This window comes from Frondihabitans sp. Leaf304 (genome assembly GCF_001423105.1).
Taxonomy (GTDB): Bacteria; Actinomycetota; Actinomycetes; order Actinomycetales; family Microbacteriaceae; genus Frondihabitans.
Window position 1 is genome coordinate 328,053 of record NZ_LMNV01000005.1, and the last position, 18,578, is coordinate 346,630.

Below are 18,578 nucleotides of genomic sequence, written 5' to 3' on the forward strand. Positions count from 1 at the left end.
CGCGGATCCGAGCCCGCAGGCGCGCGTTTTTCCTTCGAATTTGCACCAGCCCCCGCCGCTAGCGCCCTCCGAACACCGACCGCGACGGCTCCGGCGATGGCACGGCGGTCGCATCCGTCACGACCGGCGCCCCCGCGATGAAGTCGCGCAGTTCGCGCCCGGCCACGACCTTCGCCGGCAGCGGATCCGCCGAGTACACCCGCGGCATCTCGCCCAGCGGCAGTTCGGCGTGCGACCCGATGAGTACGACGTTGCCGAACCGGCGCCCCTTGAGCGTGCCCGGATCGGCGACGGCCGCGACGTGCTCGAACACCGTCGCGAGCGTCGACGCCTGGCCGCGCGCGAACGCGAGGCCGGCTCCGTCGGCCGAATTGACCACGAGGATCCCACGCGGAGACAGAAAAGCCGCAGCCGCCGTGTAGAACTCGAGCGAGGTGACGTGGGCGGGGATCCTCGATCCGCCGAAGACGTCGACGACGAGCAGGTCGACGGTCCCGCGCAGGCCGGCCGGGAGCTTCTCCATCACGGCACGGGCGTCGCCGTACCGGACCCGGATCGAGGCTCCGCGCGGAAAGGGAAGCTCGGCGCGCACCAGGTCGATGAGATCCTGCTCGAGCTCGATCACCTGCTGGCGGGAGCCCGGCCGCATCGCCTCCACGTAGCGCGGCAGCGTGAGAGCGCCGCCGCCGAGATGGAGGGCGGTGATCGGGCCGTCCGGCAGCGTATCGATGGCGTGACCGATGCGGCGGACGTATTCGAAGACGAGGTGGGTGGGATCCTCGAGGTCGACGTGCGACTGCGGCGTTCCGTCGACTATCAGCGTGAACGAGCCGGGGCTGTACTTGTCGGGGTCGATCCTCGCCTGGCCCGCACCGATCGTGATCTCGGAGGGCGCGTCGGAGTCGGGCGAGGAGGGGGAGGCCATGTGCCTAGCCTGCCACGCGGCGTGAATCTCCACCCTGGTCACCGGTGTCTCCACCCTGGGGTGGTGGGGTCGACGGCCCGACGCGGCGAGGCTGGAATCACCTCCCCACCGGCCCCGTCAGAAAGGCTCCCCATGTCTCTTCACCTGCTCACCAACGTCCTCCTCGGAATCGCGCTCGTCGTCTATGTCGGCTCGAAGCAGCTCCGCTGGCGCCGGGTCGACCGGACGAGCGTGTGGCGTCTGCCGGCGATCCTCGGGATCCTCGGCCTCGTCAATCTGTCGTCGGCGGCCACGACGCTGGCGGCCGGTCCGGTCGACGTGGCGCTCATCGCAGTCGAGCTCGTCCTCGCGGTCGCGGTCGGCCTCGTCATGGGGCGCATCACGACGTTCCGCGCTGCGGCACCCGACGCGAAGGGCGTCACGATCGAGGCCAAGACCGGCGGTGCCGGAATGGCCCTGTGGATCGGACTCATCGCCTTCCGCATCGGTCTCGACGTCGTCGGCGGACTGCTGGGCGCGCACCTGCTCACCGCCACCGGCGTGATCCTTCTCACGGTCGCGGCCAACCGCGCCGCCGCCGCCTTCGTGGTCGACGCCCGCCTGCCGCGCGCCGTCGCCAGCAGGGCATGATGGCAGCGTGACGACTGCCCCGCCGATCCACCCCGGTGCCCGGGGATTCAGCCCCGCGCTCAACTGCGTCGGGGCTGTGGTCGTCGGCTTCTGGGTCGTGACGCTCGACGCGTCCGCTTCGCCCGTGGTGCTCGGGGTCAGCCTCCTCGCTGTTGTGGCCTGGCTGGTTCGGGCGATCACCCGGTCCGAGGTCGTCGCCGACGTCGCATCGTTGGTCATGGTCGCCGGGGGTTCGGCGATGGTCCAGCCGACGGATGCGCTCCTCATCACGCCGGCGATCGTCGCGATCGCCGGTGTCACGGCGACGACGAGGCACCGATTCGTCACCGGTCCGCTGCTCGGGGCGGCGGGCTTCACGATCGCCGTCGTGGCGGGGCTCACCGCCGAACGGCCGCTCTCCTTCTTCCTCGGCATCCTGGCCGGGTACGCCCTCGGTGTCGTCGTGGGCGTGAGTCGTCGCCAGAACGCTCTCGCGGTCGACCGAGACCGCGCCCTGGCCGAGCGCGAGCTCGAACTCGAACGCCAGCGGAACCGGTCGGCACTCCTCACCGATCGGGCCACCATCGCCCGTGACATCCACGATCTTTTGGCGCACAGCCTCGGCGGCCTCGTCATCCAGCTCGACGCCGTCGAGGCGCTCCTCGAGAACGGCCGCACCGACGAGGCCGCAACCCGGGTCGCGGCCGCCCGCACTCTCGCGGCGGAGGGGCTCGGAGAGGCGCGTCGCGCCGTCGCCACCCTGCGCGACCCCGGCGCCGACAATGGTGCCACCGTCATGCCTGCCGCGGCTGCCGCCGCCGATCCGAAGGCCATCGAACGACTTCTCGAAACCCACGTCGAACTCGGTGGCCACATTGCCGTTGCGGGGGAGGTTCACCTCGACCTCCTCGACGAGAGCCACCGGAGGGCGTTGGCCGGGGTACTGCGGGAGGCCCTCAGCAATGCACGTCGGCATGCGCCGGGTCGCGCCGTGCAGGTGACGTTCTCGGTCGAGGCAGGCGGTGGGATCCTGCGCGCGGTCATCGAGAACACCGCGGACGAGAGCCACGGCACCCCCGCGAGCCCGGGTGGCGGTGCCGGACTCCCCGGCATGCGCTCCCGCCTTGCCGAGCTGGGCGACGGCTCTCACCTCGAGGCAGGACGGCAGGGCGACTCGTTCCTGGTCGTGGCCGAACTGCCCGCGGGGGTCGGTCGGTGAGCGCCGCCATCCGGATGCTCGTCGCCGACGACCAGGCCATCGTCCGCGACGGCCTCGTCACTCTGCTGTCGCTCGTCGAGGGCTTCGAGGTTGTAGGGGAGGCCGCCGATGGGTCTGCGGCGGTCGGCCTCGCCGACACGGTGCGTCCCGACGTCGTGCTGATGGACCTCCGCATGCCCGGACTCTCGGGTGCCGACGCCACCGCGCTCATCGTGCGCTCCCACCCCGAGATCGCCGTGCTCGTGCTCACGACCTTCGCCGACGACGAGTCGATCATCGGAGCCCTCCGCGCCGGTGCCCGCGGCTACCTCACGAAAGACGCGGGTCGAGTCGAGCTCAGCAGTGCGATCCGCGCGGTCGCGGCCGGGCAGACGACGTTCGACGCGTCGGTCGGGGCTCGTCTGGTCGAGAAGCTGACTCGAGGATCCGACGCGCCTACCCCGGTCGCCGACTCGGCGCCCGCAGCGACCCCGCGTGCTTCTGCCGACGCGCTCCGCACCCGGCACCCTGCTCTCACCGCCCGCGAGGCGGAGGTCTTCGCCCTGATCGCCGAGGGAGCCTCGAATCCAGAGATCGCGGCACGCCTGTTCGTGAGCGTCGCCACAGTGAAGGCCCACGTCAACACGATCTTCGCCAAGCTCGGCGTCTCGACCAGGGCACAGGCGATCGCGCTCGCTCTCGCCTGAGGGTCGATCGTGCTCGTGCTCGTGCTCGTGCTCGTGCTCGCTCTCGCTCTCGCCTGAGGGTCGATCGCCGACACGACACGCCCCACGTACCCCCAATAGACGTGCGTTTTGCGCCTCGGGCTCCTCACCAGACCTCTCGCCGATTAGTGTTCGAACCGTCCGGTAATCTGACCGGCCAGTCAGCTCGACCCGCTCCCCGCCACCGATTCCCGTGAGAACCGCATGACCGTCCCCGTGTCCGCGCCTGTGACTGCGCCGCAGATCGCGCCTCCGACCGCGCTTGCGCTCGGCGAGCCGACGCTCGAGCGCCCGTCGGCGCGCCGGGGACCCAAGCCTGTTACGGGCCTGCTGATCGAGCGCATCCTGAGTCGCAGCCTCGCGATCTTCTGTCTCGTGTTCGGCGGGCAGGCGATCCCCTTCGTGCTTCAGCAGCGAGACGAGCTCGAACCGGTGTGGACGATCGTGCTCGTCGTCGCGCTGTACGGTTCGTTCGCCGTGATGGCCGTGATCGGCCTCCTCGGCCGCAGCATCGCTCCCGCCTCGATCTTCGTGTCGATCGCCTACCTCGCCGCTCTCATCACCTGGCCGTTCGCGACTCTCGACCACACCGTGGTGCAGAGTTCCGTGCCCTGGCTCTGGTACATCTGCAACCTCGTCATGGCCGCCGCCGTGTCGGCATTCGTGACGTGGATCGCCGCGGTCTACGTGGTCGTGGTGCCGGCCATCTTCTTCGTCGTGCGGCAGACGCCCTCGGGGGGTAACGGCGCCGCCGACCACGCCCTCCTCGAGAGCTTCTACGCGTTCCTGCTCGGTGCGGCCATCCTGATCCTCGTCACCCTGCTCCGGCGTGCAGCGGCCGCGGTCGATTCCGCCCAGTCTGCGGCCGTTCTCCGATACGGCGATGCCGTCCGGCAGCACGCGACCGAGGTGGAACGCGTCGAGGTCGACGCGATCGTGCACGACGGGGTGCTCACGACGCTGCTGTCCGCGGCCAAGGCCGACACGACCGCCGCGCGCGGGCTCGCTGCCTCGATGGCGCGAGCGAGCATGGCCCGCCTGACGTCGCTCACCGCCGAGACGCCTACCGGGGATCGACCCGTCCTCCTCGCCGAGGTGCGCAATCGCCTCGCCGCCACACTGATGACGCTCGACCCGACGGCGGAGCTCACACCCGCCGAAGAGATCCCCGCCGTGCTGCTGCCGGTCGATGTCGTCGAGACCCTCGCCGATGCGGCGAGCCAGGCCCTCGTCAACAGCTGCCAGCACGCCGGCCCCGGCGCGTCCCGGCTCGTCGACATCCGGGTGATGAACGGTGCGGCGCAGATCACGGTCATCGACGACGGAGTGGGATTCGACACCTCGATCCCGTCGGAGCGGCTCGGCGTCCGGGTCTCCATCCTGGAGCGCGCGCGCAACGTCGGGGCCGAGGCCTCGATCCGCAGCGCTCCCGGCTCGGGCACCCGCGTGACGCTCCGCTTTCCGGTGCCGGCGGGCGCCTCCCTGTCCTGACCCCGCCCCGCCCCTCCTGCTCGTCCCGCTCGCCCCGTCCCGCCCCGCCCCGCCCGAATTTGAAGGAAAAACGCACGGTCGGCAACGGAAAATCAAGGATCCGACGGGGTCACGCGGCCGTTTCTCCTTCGAATTCGGGAACGCACCCCTGAGCCGCCCGACTCGGTACCATCGGCGAATGGCCTCCCACCGCAGCTCTTCTGCCGATCGCCCCAGCCCGGCCCGCCGCCTGACGACCGCCCGCACGGCCCTCGTCACCGGCGCCTCCACCGGCATCGGCGCCGATTTCGCGCGCCGTCTCGCGAGCGACGGCCTCGACCTGGTGCTCGTCGCTCGCAGTGCCGACAAGCTGAAAGCGCTCGCCGAATCCATCCGCTCCGATTCGGGGCGTCACGTCACCGTTCTCGCCCGCGACCTGGGCCGGCCGGGAGCCGCCGCCTCCCTCGTCGAAGACGTCGACGCGCTCGGCATCGAGGTCGACTTCCTGCTCAACAACGCCGGATTCGGCACCCACGGACCAGTCGCCCTGGCCGACCCCGACCGGCTGAGCGACGAGATCCGCCTGAACTGCGAGGTGCTGACCGAGCTCAGCCAGCGCTTCCTGCCCGGCATGACGTCTCGCCGCCGCGGCACCATCGTCAACGTCGCGAGCAACGCGGCGTTCCAGCCGCTGCCGCAGATGGCCGTCTACGGAGCGACGAAGGCCTACGTGCTCTCGTTCACCGAGGCACTCTGGCACGAGACGCAGGGCACCGGGGTGCGGGTGCTCGCTCTCTGCCCTGGGCCGACCGAGACACCCTTCTTCGCTATCGCGGGAGAGGATTTCGCCCGCACCAAGCGCACCACCGCCCAGCTGATCGTCACCGCCAAGCGTGCTCTGGGCGATGGCCGGCCGAGCGTCGTCGACGGCACTTACAACGCTCTCCTCGCCCGGGTCGGCGTGCGCTTCTTGCCGAAGCGGGTCGCGCTCTGGGCTGCGGCGAAGACGGTGGGCTCCCGCTCCTGACCCGAGAGCGTTCTCCTGAAGCGCCGCCCCGCCGGTTTCCGGCTCACGCTTGCCGCAATGCCGCCCGCGCCGCCACGCGCACTGCTTCCGACACCGCATCGAGCGTCACCGAGGTCAGGTTCCACCGCTGCCAGTAGAGCGGTACATCGACGGGCTGCGTCGGTGCGAGTTCCACGAGCATCCCGTCGGCCAGCGGCCCGGTGCACTGCTGCTCCGGCAGCACACCCCACCCGAATCCGAGCGTCACCGCCCGCGCGAAGTCGTCCGACGTCGGAATGTAGTGTCGCGGCCCGGCATCCGTCCGGAGCTCGAGCCGCCGGAGAAAGGCGAGCTGCAGATCGTCGTTCCGGTCGAAGTGAACGACCGGGGCCGTCTCGAGTCGCCGCAGCGAGGGATCCTGGGTGCCGTCCAGAACCGAAGGATCCGGCGCAACGCCCCACCGCTCAGCGAATGCCGGCGAGCACACCGCTCGGTACCTCATCGCGCCCAGCGCTTCGGTGGTGCAGCCCTGGACGGCGTCTCTCGTCGAGGTCACCGCGGCCATCACGGTGCCAGCGCGCAACAGGTCGGTCGTGAGCTGCTGGTCTTCGCGGCGGAGGTCGAACGTGAGGTGGCGGTCGAGCCCCGCGAGCGCTTCGAGGAACCAGGTGGCGAGGCTGTCGGCGTTGACGGCCAGGGGGATGAGCGTCGCCCCGCTGTCACCGGGGGAGCCCGAGACCCGGGCGAGAGCCGCGGCGGTCTCCGTCTCGAGGAGTTCGACCTGGCGTGCATACCGCAGCACCACCGTGCCGGCCTCGGTCAGCGTCACGGGTGTCGTCCGACGCACGAAGATCTGGCCGGCATTCTGCTCCATCGCCTTTACCCGCTGCGAGACCGCCGAGGCGCTGATGTGCAGTCGGCTCGCCGCGGCCTCGAACGTGCCGCTATCGATCAGCGCGGCGAGTGTCTCGAGTTGGTCCCGGTGCATAAGGCAAGCTTAAGGATCCTAAGGAACTTTAGCTGGCCTGCATTCCCCGATCGGCTCTACGGTGACTCCGTGCACCTCCTTCCCGCGCTCTTCGGACTGCTCACCGGTCTCTCACTCATCGTGGCCATCGGCGCACAGAACGCGTTCGTGCTGCGCACCGGCATCGAGGGTCGGTTCGGCGTCGTCGCCCCTGTCGTCGTGATCTGCGCCGTCTCGGATGCGGTGCTCATCGTCGCGGGCGTCGTCGGGGTCGGCGCGCTCGTCGAAGCGGCGCCGGTCGCACTGGTCGTGATCCGAGTCGTCGGGGCGGCCTTCCTCCTCGGCTACGGGCTCCTCGCCGCGAGGCGTGTGTTCCGCCCGGCTGTCCTCCTGGCGTCCGACGCGTCGACCGGGCTGTCGGCGCGACGGGCCGTGCTGACCGCCCTCGCGCTCACCTGGCTGAACCCGCACGTGTACCTCGACACGATCGTGTTTCTGGGGTCGGTCGCCAACCGTCAGGGCCCCGACGAGCGCTGGTGGTGGGCCGCGGGAGCAGTGCTGGCGAGCTGCCTCTGGTTCGCCGGGCTCGGGTTCGGTGCGCGGATCCTTCGCCCCGTCTTCGCCCGCCCGTCGGCCTGGCGTGTGCTCGACGCACTGATCGCCGTCGTCATGATCGCGCTGGGTCTGCGGCTGGCCCTCGGCGCCTGACCCTTCGGCCCGGATCTGCCCACCGCGCGACGCTTATACCGGTCGATGAGAAAAAGGTCAACGACCCTACTGGACAGGGCGCGTCACACCCACATATAGTTGACCTTTGCGCTCCCCATGCTTTCAGACGTCATATTGCGGTCGACTGAGGTGCTTCGAGACTGTGTTAGCTGACACGGTCGCTGTGTCGGTTCACGCCGCCACCGAGGTGGATGTTTTGTCTGAGGTCTCGGCCTCCCGACACCTGGCGAGCTCCACTCCACACAACCACAACGTACTGTCCCAACAGACGACACGTCCCAACAGACGACAGGGCCCTATGGGTCCACGGAGGTAGTTTCCTTGGCTGCTGCGCCCAACGCACAAACCAACTCACCCAAGAACGGCCGCGCCGCATCACGGCTTTCGTTCGCGAAGATCACCGACACGCTCACGGTCCCCGACCTGCTGGCGCTTCAGACGGAGAGCTTCGACTGGCTGGTCGGCAACGACGTGTGGAAGGGGCGACTGGCCGATGGCCAGGCTGCCGGCCGCACCGACCTCGCCGTCAACTCCGGCCTTGAAGAGATCTTCGAAGAGATCTCGCCGATCGAAGACCTCGGCGAGACGATGCAGCTCTCGTTCACGGCTCCCGAGCTCGAAGAGCCCAAGTACTCCATCGACGAGTGCAAGGAGCGCGGCAAGACCTACGCGGCTCCTCTCTACGTCAACGCCGAGTTCATGAACCACCTCACCGGTGAGATCAAGACGCAGACCGTGTTCATGGGCGACTTCCCGCTCATGACCGAGCGAGGCACCTTCATCATCAACGGCACCGAGCGTGTCGTCGTGTCGCAGCTCGTCCGTTCGCCCGGCGTCTACTTCGACCGCACCCCCGAGAAGACCTCCGATAAAGACGTCTACTCGTCGCGCATCATCCCGAGCCGCGGTGCCTGGCTCGAGTTCGAGATCGACAAGCGCGACCAGGTCGGTGTCCGCATCGACCGCAAGCGCAAGCAGAGCGTCACCGTGTTCCTCAAGGCCCTCGGCCTCACGAGCGAAGACATCGCCGAGCAGTTCAAGGGCTTCGCCTCGATCGAGGCCACTCTCGAAAAAGACACGGTCCTCACCAAAGAAGAGGCCCTCAAAGACATCTACCGCAAGCTCCGCCCGGGCGAGCAGGTCGCTGCCGAGGCTGCGCGTGCGCTCCTCGACAACTTCTACTTCAACCCGAAGCGCTACGACCTGGCGAAGGTGGGTCGTTACAAGATCAACCGCAAGCTGGGCATGGACGCCCCGCTGACCGACTCGGTGCTGACCGTCGACGACATCGTCGCCACGATCAAGTACCTGGTCTCGCTCCACGCCGAGCAGAAGACGATTAGCGGCACCCGCGACGGCAACCCGGTCGAGATCCGTCTCGACATCGACGACATCGACCACTTCGGCAACCGTCGTATCCGCGCCGTCGGCGAGCTCATCCAGAACCAGGTCCGCACCGGTCTCTCCCGCATGGAGCGCGTCGTCCGCGAGCGCATGACCACGCAAGACATCGAAGCGATCACCCCGCAGACCCTGATCAACGTGCGCCCCGTCGTCGCCGCGATCAAGGAGTTCTTCGGAACCTCGCAGCTGTCGCAGTTCATGGACCAGAACAACCCGCTCTCGGGTCTGACCCACAAGCGTCGTCTCTCGGCTCTCGGCCCCGGTGGTCTGAGCCGCGAGCGCGCCGGTGTCGAGGTTCGCGACGTCCACCCGTCGCACTACGGCCGCATGTGCCCCATCGAGACCCCGGAAGGCCCGAACATCGGTCTGATCGGCTCGCTGGCGTCCTTCGCGCGCATCAACTCGTTCGGTTTCATCGAGACGCCGTACCGTCGTGTCAGCAAGGGCAACGTCACCACGACGATCGACTACCTGACCGCCAGCGAGGAAGACGACTACGTCGTCGCCCAGGCAAACGCACCCCTCAACGACAAGTTCGACTTCGTCGACGACAAGGTGCTCGTCCGTAAGAAGGGCGGCGAGGTCGAGCTCGTCGACAAAGACGAGGTCGACTACATGGACGTCTCGCCGCGCCAGATGGTGTCGGTTGCTACGTCGCTCATCCCGTTCCTCGAGCACGACGACGCGAACCGCGCCCTCATGGGTGCCAACATGCAGCGTCAGGCTGTCCCGCTCGTCCGCAGCGAGTCGCCGCTCGTCGGTACCGGCATGGAGGGCTACACCGCCATCGACGCCGGCGACGTGGTCACGACCGACAAGGCCGGTGTGGTCCTCGAGGTCTCGGCCGACGTCGTCACCGTGCAGCTCGACGAGGGTGGCACGCAGGATTACTACCTGCGTAAGTTCGACCGCTCCAACCAGGGTGCGTCGTACAACCACCGCGTCATCGTCGAAGCCGGCCAGCGTGTCGAGGTCGGCGAAGTCCTCGCCGATGGTCCCGCGACCGAGAACGGCGAGCTCGCACTCGGTAAGAACCTCCTCGTGGCGTTCATGCCGTGGGAGGGCTACAACTACGAAGACGCGATGATCTTGAGCCAGAACCTGGTGAAAGACGACACGCTCTCCTCGATCCACATCGAGGAGTACGAGGTCGACGCCCGCGACACCAAGCTCGGCAAGGAGGAGATCACCCGTGACCTCCCCAACGTCAGCCCGGATCTGCTGGCCGACCTCGACGAGCGTGGCATCATCCGCATCGGTGCCGAGGTTCGCCCCGGCGACATCCTCGTCGGCAAGGTCACGCCGAAGGGCGAGACCGAGCTCAGCGCCGAGGAGCGCCTGCTCCGTGCAATCTTCAACGAGAAGAGCCGCGAGGTCCGCGACACGTCCCTGAAGGTGCCTCACGGCGAGCAGGGCACGATCATCGGCGTCAAGGTCTTCGACTCGCAGGATGGCGACGACGAGCTCGGCTCGGGCGTCAACCAGCGCGTTGTCGTCTTCATCGCCCAGAAGCGCAAGATCACCGCGGGCGACAAGCTCGCGGGTCGTCACGGCAACAAGGGCGTCATCTCCACGATCCTCCCGATCGAAGACATGCCGTTCCTCGCCGACGGAACCCCCGTCGACATCGTCCTCAACCCGCTGGGTGTTCCCGGTCGAATGAACTTCGGCCAGGTGCTCGAGATCCACCTCGGGTGGATCGCCAAGCAGGGCTGGAACGTCGACGGAATCCAGGAGTGGGCCAACAACCTTCCCGAGCACGCCCTCCAGGCGGCGCCCGGCACGAAGGTCGCCACCCCGGTGTTCGACGGTGCATCCGAAGACGAGATCGCCGGTCTGCTCGACTCCACGCTGGTCAACCGCGACGGCGAGCGCCTCATCGGCTCGTCCGGTAAGGCCCAGCTGTTCGACGGCCGTTCCGGCGAGCCCTTCCCCGAGCCCGTCTCGGTCGGCTACATGTACATCCTGAAGCTGCACCACCTGGTCGACGACAAGATCCACGCTCGTTCGACCGGTCCGTACTCGATGATCACGCAGCAGCCGCTGGGTGGTAAGGCGCAGTTCGGTGGTCAGCGATTCGGTGAGATGGAGGTCTGGGCCCTCGAGGCCTACGGAGCCGCTTACGCGCTCCAGGAGCTCCTGACCATCAAGTCCGACGACATCCTCGGCCGCGTCAAGGTCTACGAGGCAATCGTCAAGGGTGAGAACATCCAGGAGCCCGGCATCCCCGAGAGCTTCAAGGTCCTCATCAAAGAGATGCAGTCGCTCTGCCTGAACGTCGAGGTCCTCTCGGCCGACGGCCAGACGGTCAGCCTGCGCGACAACGACGACGAGGTGTTCCGCGCTGCGGAAGAGCTCGGCATCAACATCTCTTCTCGCTTCGAATCGTCGAACATCGACGAGATCTAAGCCTCACCCTCTCAAAGACACTTTTCGAAAAAGGGATAAACATTGCTCGAAGCAACAACTTTCGATGAGCTGCGGATCGGTCTCGCTACGGCTGAGAACATCCGCGCCTGGTCGCACGGTGAGGTCAAGAAGCCGGAAACCATCAACTACCGCACGCTCAAGCCCGAGAAAGACGGCCTCTTCGGAGAGCAGATCTTCGGGCCCAGCCGCGACTGGGAGTGCGCCTGCGGTAAGTACAAGCGAGTCCGATTCAAAGGAATCGTCTGCGAGCGCTGCGGCGTCGAGGTCACCAAGTCCTCGGTCCGACGCGAGCGCATGGGCCACATCGAGCTCGCCGCACCCGTCACGCACATCTGGTACTTCAAGGGTGTTCCGTCGCGTCTCGGCTACCTGCTCGACATGGCGCCGAAAGACCTCGAGAAGGTCATCTACTTCGCCGCCTACATGGTCATCTCGATCGACGACGAGGGTCGTCACGCTGACATGCCGGGTCTTGAGAACGAGCTCCGTCTCGAGATCAAGCAGCTTGAGTCGCAGCGCGACACCCGCATCGCCGACCGTCTGAAGAAGCTCGAAGACGACCTGGCCGCCCTGGAGGCGGAAGGCGCCAAGAGCGACCAGAAGCGTCGTGCAAAAGACGGTGCCGAGAAGGAGATGTCGCAGACGCGCAAGGCGTTCGACGAAGACATCAACCGTCTCGAGCGCGTTTGGGAAGACTTCCGCACCCTCAAGGTCGGCGACCTGAAGCCGGAAGACGCTGTCTTCCACGAGCTCCAGGACCGCTTCGGCATCTACTTCGAGGCCCACATGGGCGCCGAGGCGATCCAGAAGCGTCTCCAGTCGTTCGATCTCGAGGCCGAGGCCGAGATCCTCCACGACCAGATCGCGAACGGCAAGGGTCAGAAGAAGATCCGCGCCATCAAGCGTCTCCGTGTCGTGTCGTCGTTCCTGTCGACCGGCAACTCGCCGGCCGCCATGGTCCTCGAGGTCGTCCCGGTCATCCCGCCCGAGCTCCGCCCCATGGTGCAGCTCGACGGTGGCCGTTTCGCGACCTCCGACCTCAACGACCTCTACCGTCGTGTGATCAACCGCAACAACCGTCTTCGTCGTCTGCTCGACCTCGGTGCTCCCGAGATCATCGTCAACAACGAGAAGCGGATGCTGCAGGAGGCCGTCGACGCACTGTTCGACAACGGCCGCCGTGGTCGCCCCGTCACGGGTACCGGCAACCGCGCCCTGAAGTCCCTGAGCGACATGCTCAAGGGAAAGCAGGGTCGTTTCCGCCAGAACCTCCTCGGAAAGCGCGTCGACTACTCGGGTCGTTCCGTCATCATCGTCGGACCGACGCTGAAGCTGCACCAGTGCGGTCTGCCCAAGCAGATGGCCCTCGAGCTCTTCAAGCCGTTCGTCATCAAGCGCCTCATCGACCTCAGCCACGCTCAGAACATCAAGAGCGCCAAGCGCATGGTCGAGCGTTCGCGCCCGCAGGTGTGGGATGTCCTCGAAGAGATCATCCGCGAGCGTCCGGTTCTGCTGAACCGCGCGCCCACGCTGCACCGTCTCGGCATCCAGGCCTTCGAGCCTCTCCTCGTCGAGGGCAAGGCCATCCAGCTGCACCCGCTCGTCTGCGCGGCGTTCAACGCCGACTTCGACGGCGACCAGATGGCTGTCCACCTCCCGCTGAGCGTCGAGGCCCAGGCCGAGGCCCGCATCCTGATGCTGGCGTCGAACAACATCCTGAAGCCGTCCGACGGTCGTCCGGTGACCCTGCCCGCACAGGACATGATCATCGGTCTGCACCACCTGACGACGGTCACCGAGGGTGCCACGGGTGAGGGCCGCGCGTTCTCGTCCGTCTCCGAGGCCATCCTGGCCAAGGACCAGCACTCGCTCGACCTCAACGCCGTCGTGAAGATCCGCATCCCGGGTCTGACCTTCGCGGAGGGCGACGCTCCCGCCGGTTACGTCGAGGGTGACACCACCCTGGTCGAAACCACTCTGGGTCGCGCCATCTTCAACGAGGCTCTCCCCGAGGACTACCCGTTCGTCCAGGAGGTCACCGACAAGGGGGTCCTCTCGACGATCGTCAACGACCTCGCCGAGCGGTACCCGAAGGTCGCCGTCGCGGCAGCTCTCGACAACATCAAAGACGCGGGCTTCTACTGGGCCTCGCGTTCCGGTGTCACCGTTGCTCTCTCCGACATCCTCACGCCTCCCGGCAAGCCGGAGATCGTCGCGGGTTACGAGAAGCAGGCTGCGGCTGTGCAGGGCGAGTTCGACAAGGGCCTCATCTCCGATGCCGAGCGTCGCGCCGACCTGATCAAGATCTGGACGGAGGCGACCAACGAGGTCGCCGCTGCAATGCGCGCGAACTTCCCGAAGAACAACACCATCAACCGCATGGTGACGTCGGGTGCTCGTGGTAACTGGCTGCAGGTCCGCAACATCGCGGGTATGCGTGGTCTGGTGAACAACCCGAAGGGTGACATCATCCCTCGTCCGATCATCTCCTCGTACCGCGAGGGTCTGTCGGTCGCCGAGTACTTCATCGCGACGCACGGTGCTCGTAAGGGTCTGGCCGACACGGCTCTCCGTACGGCCGACTCGGGTTACCTGACTCGTCGTCTCGTCGACGTGTCGCAGGACGTCATCATCCGTGAAGACGACTGTGGTACCTCGCGCGGTCTCGAGATGCCCATCGCTGCTCCTGGCGCCGACGGTGTCCTGGTCCGCGATGCAACGGTCGAGAACACCGTCTACGCCCGTACCCTGTCGGCCGACGCGGCCGACCCCAAGGGCACGGTCGTCGCCGAGGCTGGCGCCGATGTCGGAGACGTCCTGATCGACCAGCTGGTCGCCGCGGGTGTCGAGACCATCAAGGTGCGCTCGGTCCTCACGTGTGAGTCGGCCGTCGGTGTCTGCGCGAAGTGCTACGGCCGTTCGCTCGCCACCGGCAACCTCGTCGACATCGGAGAGGCCGTCGGCATCATCGCCGCCCAGTCGATCGGTGAGCCCGGCACGCAGCTGACCATGCGTACCTTCCACACCGGTGGTTCGGCTTCGGCGGACGACATCACGCAGGGTCTTCCCCGCGTGACGGAGCTCTTCGAGGCCCGTACCCCCAAGGGTGCGTCGCCGATCGCCGACAGCGCCGGCCGTGTGCAGATCGAAGACACCGACCGTGCACGTCGCGTGATCCTCACCCCCGACAACGGCGACGAGCCGGTGATCTACCCGGTGCTCAAGCGTTCGACCCTCCTCATCGAAGATGGTCAGCACGTCGAGCTCGGTCAGCAGATCATCGCCGGTGCGGTCGACCCGAAGGAGGTCCTGCGAGTCAAGGGCGTCCGTGCGGTTCAGCAGCACCTCGTCGGTGGCGTCCAAGACGTCTACCGTTCGCAGGGTGTGCCGATCCACGACAAGCACATCGAGGTCATCGTTCGTCAGATGCTCCGCAAGGTCACCGTCGTCGACCACGCCGACACCGACCTGCTCCCCGGTGAGCTCGTCGACCGGATGCGCTACAACGAGATCAACCGTGCGGCTCTGACCGAGGGCAAGAAGACGGCTTCGGCTCGTCAGGAGGTCCTCGGAATCACCAAGGCCTCGCTCGCGACTGAGTCGTGGCTGTCGGCCGCTTCCTTCCAGGAGACCACGCGTGTGCTCACGCAGGCCGCCATGGAGGGCAAGTCCGACCCGCTGATGGGCTTGAAAGAGAACGTCATCATCGGAAAGCTGATCCCGGCCGGTACCGGCCTCAGCCGTTACCGCGACGTGGCCGTCGAGGCCACCGAAGAGGCAAAGGCCGAGCGCTACCCGAACCGTGTCTTCACCGACGACGCGTCGTTCAACGAGGCTGACCTCAGCTTCGTCGACTTCGACTCGTTCTCGAGCGACGACTTCACGCCGGGTACGTACAACTAAATCCGAACATCGGGTCCAAGGATCCAGGCACGGCCCCGCTGCACTCCGGTGCGGCGGGGCCTTTCCGCGTCCCCCGCCGGGCTCCCTCCGCCCCGCGCCCTGATGCTCTCCGCCCCTGATGCAAATTTGAAGGAAAAACCCCCGGCCGGCAACGAAAACATCAGGATCCGGCGGGGTCGCTCCTCGGTTTCTCCTTCGAATTCGGGTGGGCGCCCCTGACGCGGCAGGATGGACGGCATGGATCAGGCACCGAAATCCCTCCGCGATCGGGCAGCTGCCCCCGCCACCGTCGACCGGCCGCTCACGCCCGGCGTCACCTGGCGACCGGCTACGGCCCACGAAGCCGCAGCGATCACCGCCCTCGAGCGCGAGGCCGGCGCCGTCGACCACCCCCGCTACGTCGTGACGCTGGAAGAAATGCAGCACGATCTCACGCGCGACGGGGTCGACCTCGACCGCGATTCTCTCGTCGGGTTCGATGAAAACAGCGCGCTCGTCGCATACGCGCTCTCGACCCTCCTCCCGTTCGACGAGGTGACAGGGGTCGCCAAAGTCGTGGTGGATGGGAGCGTCCGTCTCGACCGACGCGGCGAGGGTATCGGGCAGGCTTTGATGCGGTGGCACGAGGCGCGGGGGCGTCAGCAGCTCGCGAGTGTCGAGGGGGCACACCCCGGCTGGCTCATCACCTTCGCAGACGAGGCGGCGACGGACAAGATCGGCCTGCACGAGCAATGGGACTACGAGCTGCGGCGGTGGTGGTTCGAGCTGACCCGCGCCCTCGACGACGAGATCGGTGACGTGCCGCTGGATCCTGCGCTTCGTCTCGAGCCTTTCACCGCCGCGCTGTCGGAGCGCACGCGCCTCGCTCGCAACGACGTCTTCCGCGATCACTGGGGATCGCAGGCCACGCCGGCGGCTGACTGGGAGGTCGCTCGGGCATTGCCGACCGCGCGACCCGATCTCTCGTTCGTCGCCGTTGACCCGGCAACCGACGAGGTCGTGGCATTCGTGCTGTCGAGCGTCAACGAGGAGGAGTGGGCGGCAGCCGGGCACTCCTTCGGCTACATCGACTACGTGGGGGTGCGCCGCGGGTGGCGAGGCCGCAAGGTCGCGCAGGCGCTGCTCAACCACACGATGCGCTCCTTTCGCGACGCCGGGCTCTCGCACGCGACCCTCGACGTCGATTCCGAGAGCCCGACCGGTGCGACGGGACTCTACGCCGGCCTCGGGTTCACGCCTATCAACCGATCGGTCACTCTGCTCAAAGAGTTCTAGCAGCGGGGCTAACCACCCCAGGATCCGCCGGCTAGACACCGAGAACAGCACGCGCCCCCAACGGGTGCCACTCCGATTGGGACGTGTACCCCGCACGGCGATCGGGTGACACTTGCCTGGTCCGCTCCCCATGGCGGGCTCGGTCGCGTGCACCGTTCGCGGCCCCCTGTCCTAGGAGGTTCCGCATGGCGTCGATGACCGAGATCCTGATCTTGCACGGTCTTCTGCCGATCGAGCAGCTCGACCTGATGAGCAATCCGGCCGACGAAGAGGCGAGCGTTCGCGACCTCCTGGCGCGCGGTGTCGTCTCCGAGCTGCAGATCGCGAAGGCGCGCGCTCAGGCGGCAGGCATGTCGTTCGTCGAGCTCGTCGACTACCCGGTCGACCGCAACGCCGTCACGATGGTCTCCGCCGCGATCGCACGGCGCCACGGTGCGCTGCCGATCTCGATCCAGGGCGGGCTGCTGCTCGTTGCCGTCAGCGATGCCGGCAACGTCTTCGCCCTCGACGACGTGCGCGCCGCCTCGCGGATGCCCATCGAATGGGTGATGGCGGAGAAGGGCGATCTCAAGACCGCCATCGACCGCTACATCCGTGCCGACGACGAGCTGAACGACCTCACCTCCACGCTGGAGGAGGAGAACACCGTCCAGAATCAGAGCGCGATGGACATCGCGGGCAGCCCTGACGACGACGTGCCGATCGTCCGATTCGTCAACCTGCTGGTCAGCCAGGCGATCACCGACCAGGCCTCCGACATCCACATCGAGCCCGGCGAGAACGAGGTGCGGGTCCGCTACCGCATCGACGGCGTGCTCCACGAGATGCAGCCGGCCCCCAAGAGCATCCAGAACGGCGTCATCTCGCGCCTCAAGATCATGAGCGAGATCGACATCGCCGAGCGTCGCCGCCCGCAGGACGGCCGCATGTCGGTTCGCCACGGCAACCGGCAGATCGACCTCCGCGTGGCGACCCTTCCCACGGTGTGGGGCGAGAAGGTCGTCATGCGAATCCTCGACAACTCGAACACGTCGATGAGCCTGCGCGACCTCAACATGCTCGAGCGCAACTTCGACGTCTTCGCCGAGTCGTATTCGAAGCCCTACGGCATGATCCTCGTCACCGGCCCGACCGGATCGGGCAAGTCGACGACGCTATACACGACGCTCAACGCGGTCGCGCGGCCCGAGATCAATGTGATCACGGTCGAAGACCCGGTCGAGTACCGCATGCCCGGCATCAACCAGGTGCAGGTCAACCCGAAGGCCGGCCTCACGTTCGCCAGCGCACTGCGCAGCATTCTCCGCTCCGACCCCGACGTCGTCCTCCTCGGCGAAATCCGCGACCACGAGACCGCGCAGATCGCCATCGAGGCGTCGCTCACCGGTCACCTCGTGCTCTCCACGCTTCACACGAATGACGCCCCGAGCGCTATCGTCCGATTGACTGAGATGGACATCGAGCCGTTCCTCGTCGGCTCCGCGCTCGACTGCGTGGTCGCCCAGCGTCTGGCGCGTCGGCTCTGCGACCGGTGCAAGCGCCCCGCCGAGTACACACCGATGCACCTGAATGCGCTCAAGTTCCACATCGACCCCGATCTCGCGCCGCCGGTCGTGTTCGAGCCCGTCGGCTGCCAGTCGTGCTCCAACACCGGCTACCGCGGCCGCGTCGCCCTTCACGAGGTCATGGCGGTCTCCGAAGACATCGAGCGCCTCGCCGTCAAACGCGCCTCCAGCGCCGAAATCGCGCGGCTCGCTCAGGAGCAGGGCATGCTCACGCTCCGCCAGGACGGCTGGGAGAAGGCCAAGCAGGGCCTCACCAGCGTCGAAGAGATCCTCCGCGTCGTGGCCTAGACCCCGACACCGCCGTGGCGCGAGCCAGGACGACCCCGACGTGGCGCTGGGCCACGCACGATCACGATCACCCCCACGAACGGA

General features: G+C 67.3%; 12 protein-coding genes. 10 read left to right on the plus strand and 2 right to left on the minus strand.

Features of this window, described 5'->3' with window-relative positions; translation table 11 throughout:
• Nucleotides 1–58: 58 nt before the first annotated feature.
• A complete protein-coding gene (locus tag ASF54_RS15010) occupies nucleotides 59–925 on the minus strand; it encodes a spermidine synthase (RefSeq protein ID WP_055964884.1) in 867 nt (288 codons plus the stop codon).
• A 132-nt stretch (nucleotides 926–1,057) separates the two neighbouring features.
• On the opposite strand from ASF54_RS15010, the gene ASF54_RS15015 reads away from it, so the two are divergent.
• The 5 genes from ASF54_RS15015 to ASF54_RS15035 all read left to right on the plus strand — a co-directional run bounded on the left by ASF54_RS15015 (nucleotide 1,058) and on the right by ASF54_RS15035 (nucleotide 5,954).
• On the plus strand, nucleotides 1,058–1,555 hold the full coding sequence (locus ASF54_RS15015) for a hypothetical protein (RefSeq protein WP_055964886.1): 498 nt from the start codon (nucleotides 1,058–1,060) through the stop codon (nucleotides 1,553–1,555).
• Nucleotides 1,556–1,562: 7 nt separating this feature from the next.
• Nucleotides 1,563–2,753 carry a sensor histidine kinase gene (locus ASF54_RS15020; protein WP_055964888.1) on the plus strand — a complete coding sequence of 397 codons (1,191 nt, stop codon included), beginning with the start codon at nucleotides 1,563–1,565 and terminating at the stop codon, nucleotides 2,751–2,753.
• Nucleotides 2,750–3,439, plus strand: coding sequence for a response regulator (locus tag ASF54_RS15025; RefSeq protein WP_442855789.1), 690 nt, complete (start codon nucleotides 2,750–2,752; stop codon nucleotides 3,437–3,439). Before ASF54_RS15020 ends, ASF54_RS15025 begins: the two co-directional genes overlap by 4 nt.
• Nucleotides 3,440–3,661: 222 nt before the next feature.
• Complete coding sequence (locus ASF54_RS15030; protein WP_055964890.1) at nucleotides 3,662–4,948, plus strand: sensor histidine kinase; 1,287 nt, start codon at nucleotides 3,662–3,664, stop codon at nucleotides 4,946–4,948.
• Nucleotides 4,949–5,126: 178 nt separating this feature from the next.
• Nucleotides 5,127–5,954, plus strand: a complete 828-nt coding sequence (locus tag ASF54_RS15035) for an SDR family NAD(P)-dependent oxidoreductase (RefSeq protein ID WP_055964891.1) — start codon at nucleotides 5,127–5,129, stop codon at nucleotides 5,952–5,954.
• Nucleotides 5,955–5,997: 43 nt separating this feature from the next.
• On the opposite strand, the gene ASF54_RS15040 is transcribed toward ASF54_RS15035, so the two are convergent.
• Complete coding sequence (locus tag ASF54_RS15040) at nucleotides 5,998–6,921, minus strand: LysR family transcriptional regulator ArgP (protein ID WP_055964894.1); 924 nt, start codon at nucleotides 6,919–6,921, stop codon at nucleotides 5,998–6,000.
• Nucleotides 6,922–6,990: 69 nt separating this feature from the next.
• Here ASF54_RS15040 and ASF54_RS15045 point away from each other — a divergent pair, with 69 nt between their 5' ends.
• From ASF54_RS15045 to ASF54_RS15065, 5 genes are all read left to right on the plus strand, one after another.
• Nucleotides 6,991–7,608 carry a LysE/ArgO family amino acid transporter gene (locus ASF54_RS15045; RefSeq protein ID WP_055964896.1) on the plus strand — a complete coding sequence of 206 codons (618 nt, stop codon included), beginning with the start codon at nucleotides 6,991–6,993 and terminating at the stop codon, nucleotides 7,606–7,608.
• 342 nt (nucleotides 7,609–7,950) lie between these two features.
• Nucleotides 7,951–11,442, plus strand: coding sequence for a DNA-directed RNA polymerase subunit beta (rpoB, locus tag ASF54_RS15050; RefSeq protein WP_055964899.1), 3,492 nt, complete (start codon nucleotides 7,951–7,953; stop codon nucleotides 11,440–11,442).
• Nucleotides 11,443–11,484: 42 nt separating this feature from the next.
• Nucleotides 11,485–15,366, plus strand: coding sequence for a DNA-directed RNA polymerase subunit beta' (locus tag ASF54_RS15055; RefSeq protein ID WP_055964902.1), 3,882 nt, complete (start codon nucleotides 11,485–11,487; stop codon nucleotides 15,364–15,366).
• Between the two features lie 237 nt (nucleotides 15,367–15,603).
• Nucleotides 15,604–16,641 carry a GNAT family N-acetyltransferase gene (locus tag ASF54_RS15060; RefSeq protein ID WP_084816365.1) on the plus strand — a complete coding sequence of 346 codons (1,038 nt, stop codon included), beginning with the start codon at nucleotides 15,604–15,606 and terminating at the stop codon, nucleotides 16,639–16,641.
• Between the two features lie 185 nt (nucleotides 16,642–16,826).
• Nucleotides 16,827–18,494, plus strand: a complete 1,668-nt coding sequence (locus ASF54_RS15065) for a GspE/PulE family protein (RefSeq protein ID WP_055964908.1) — start codon at nucleotides 16,827–16,829, stop codon at nucleotides 18,492–18,494.
• The last annotated feature ends 84 nt before the right edge of the window (nucleotides 18,495–18,578 follow it).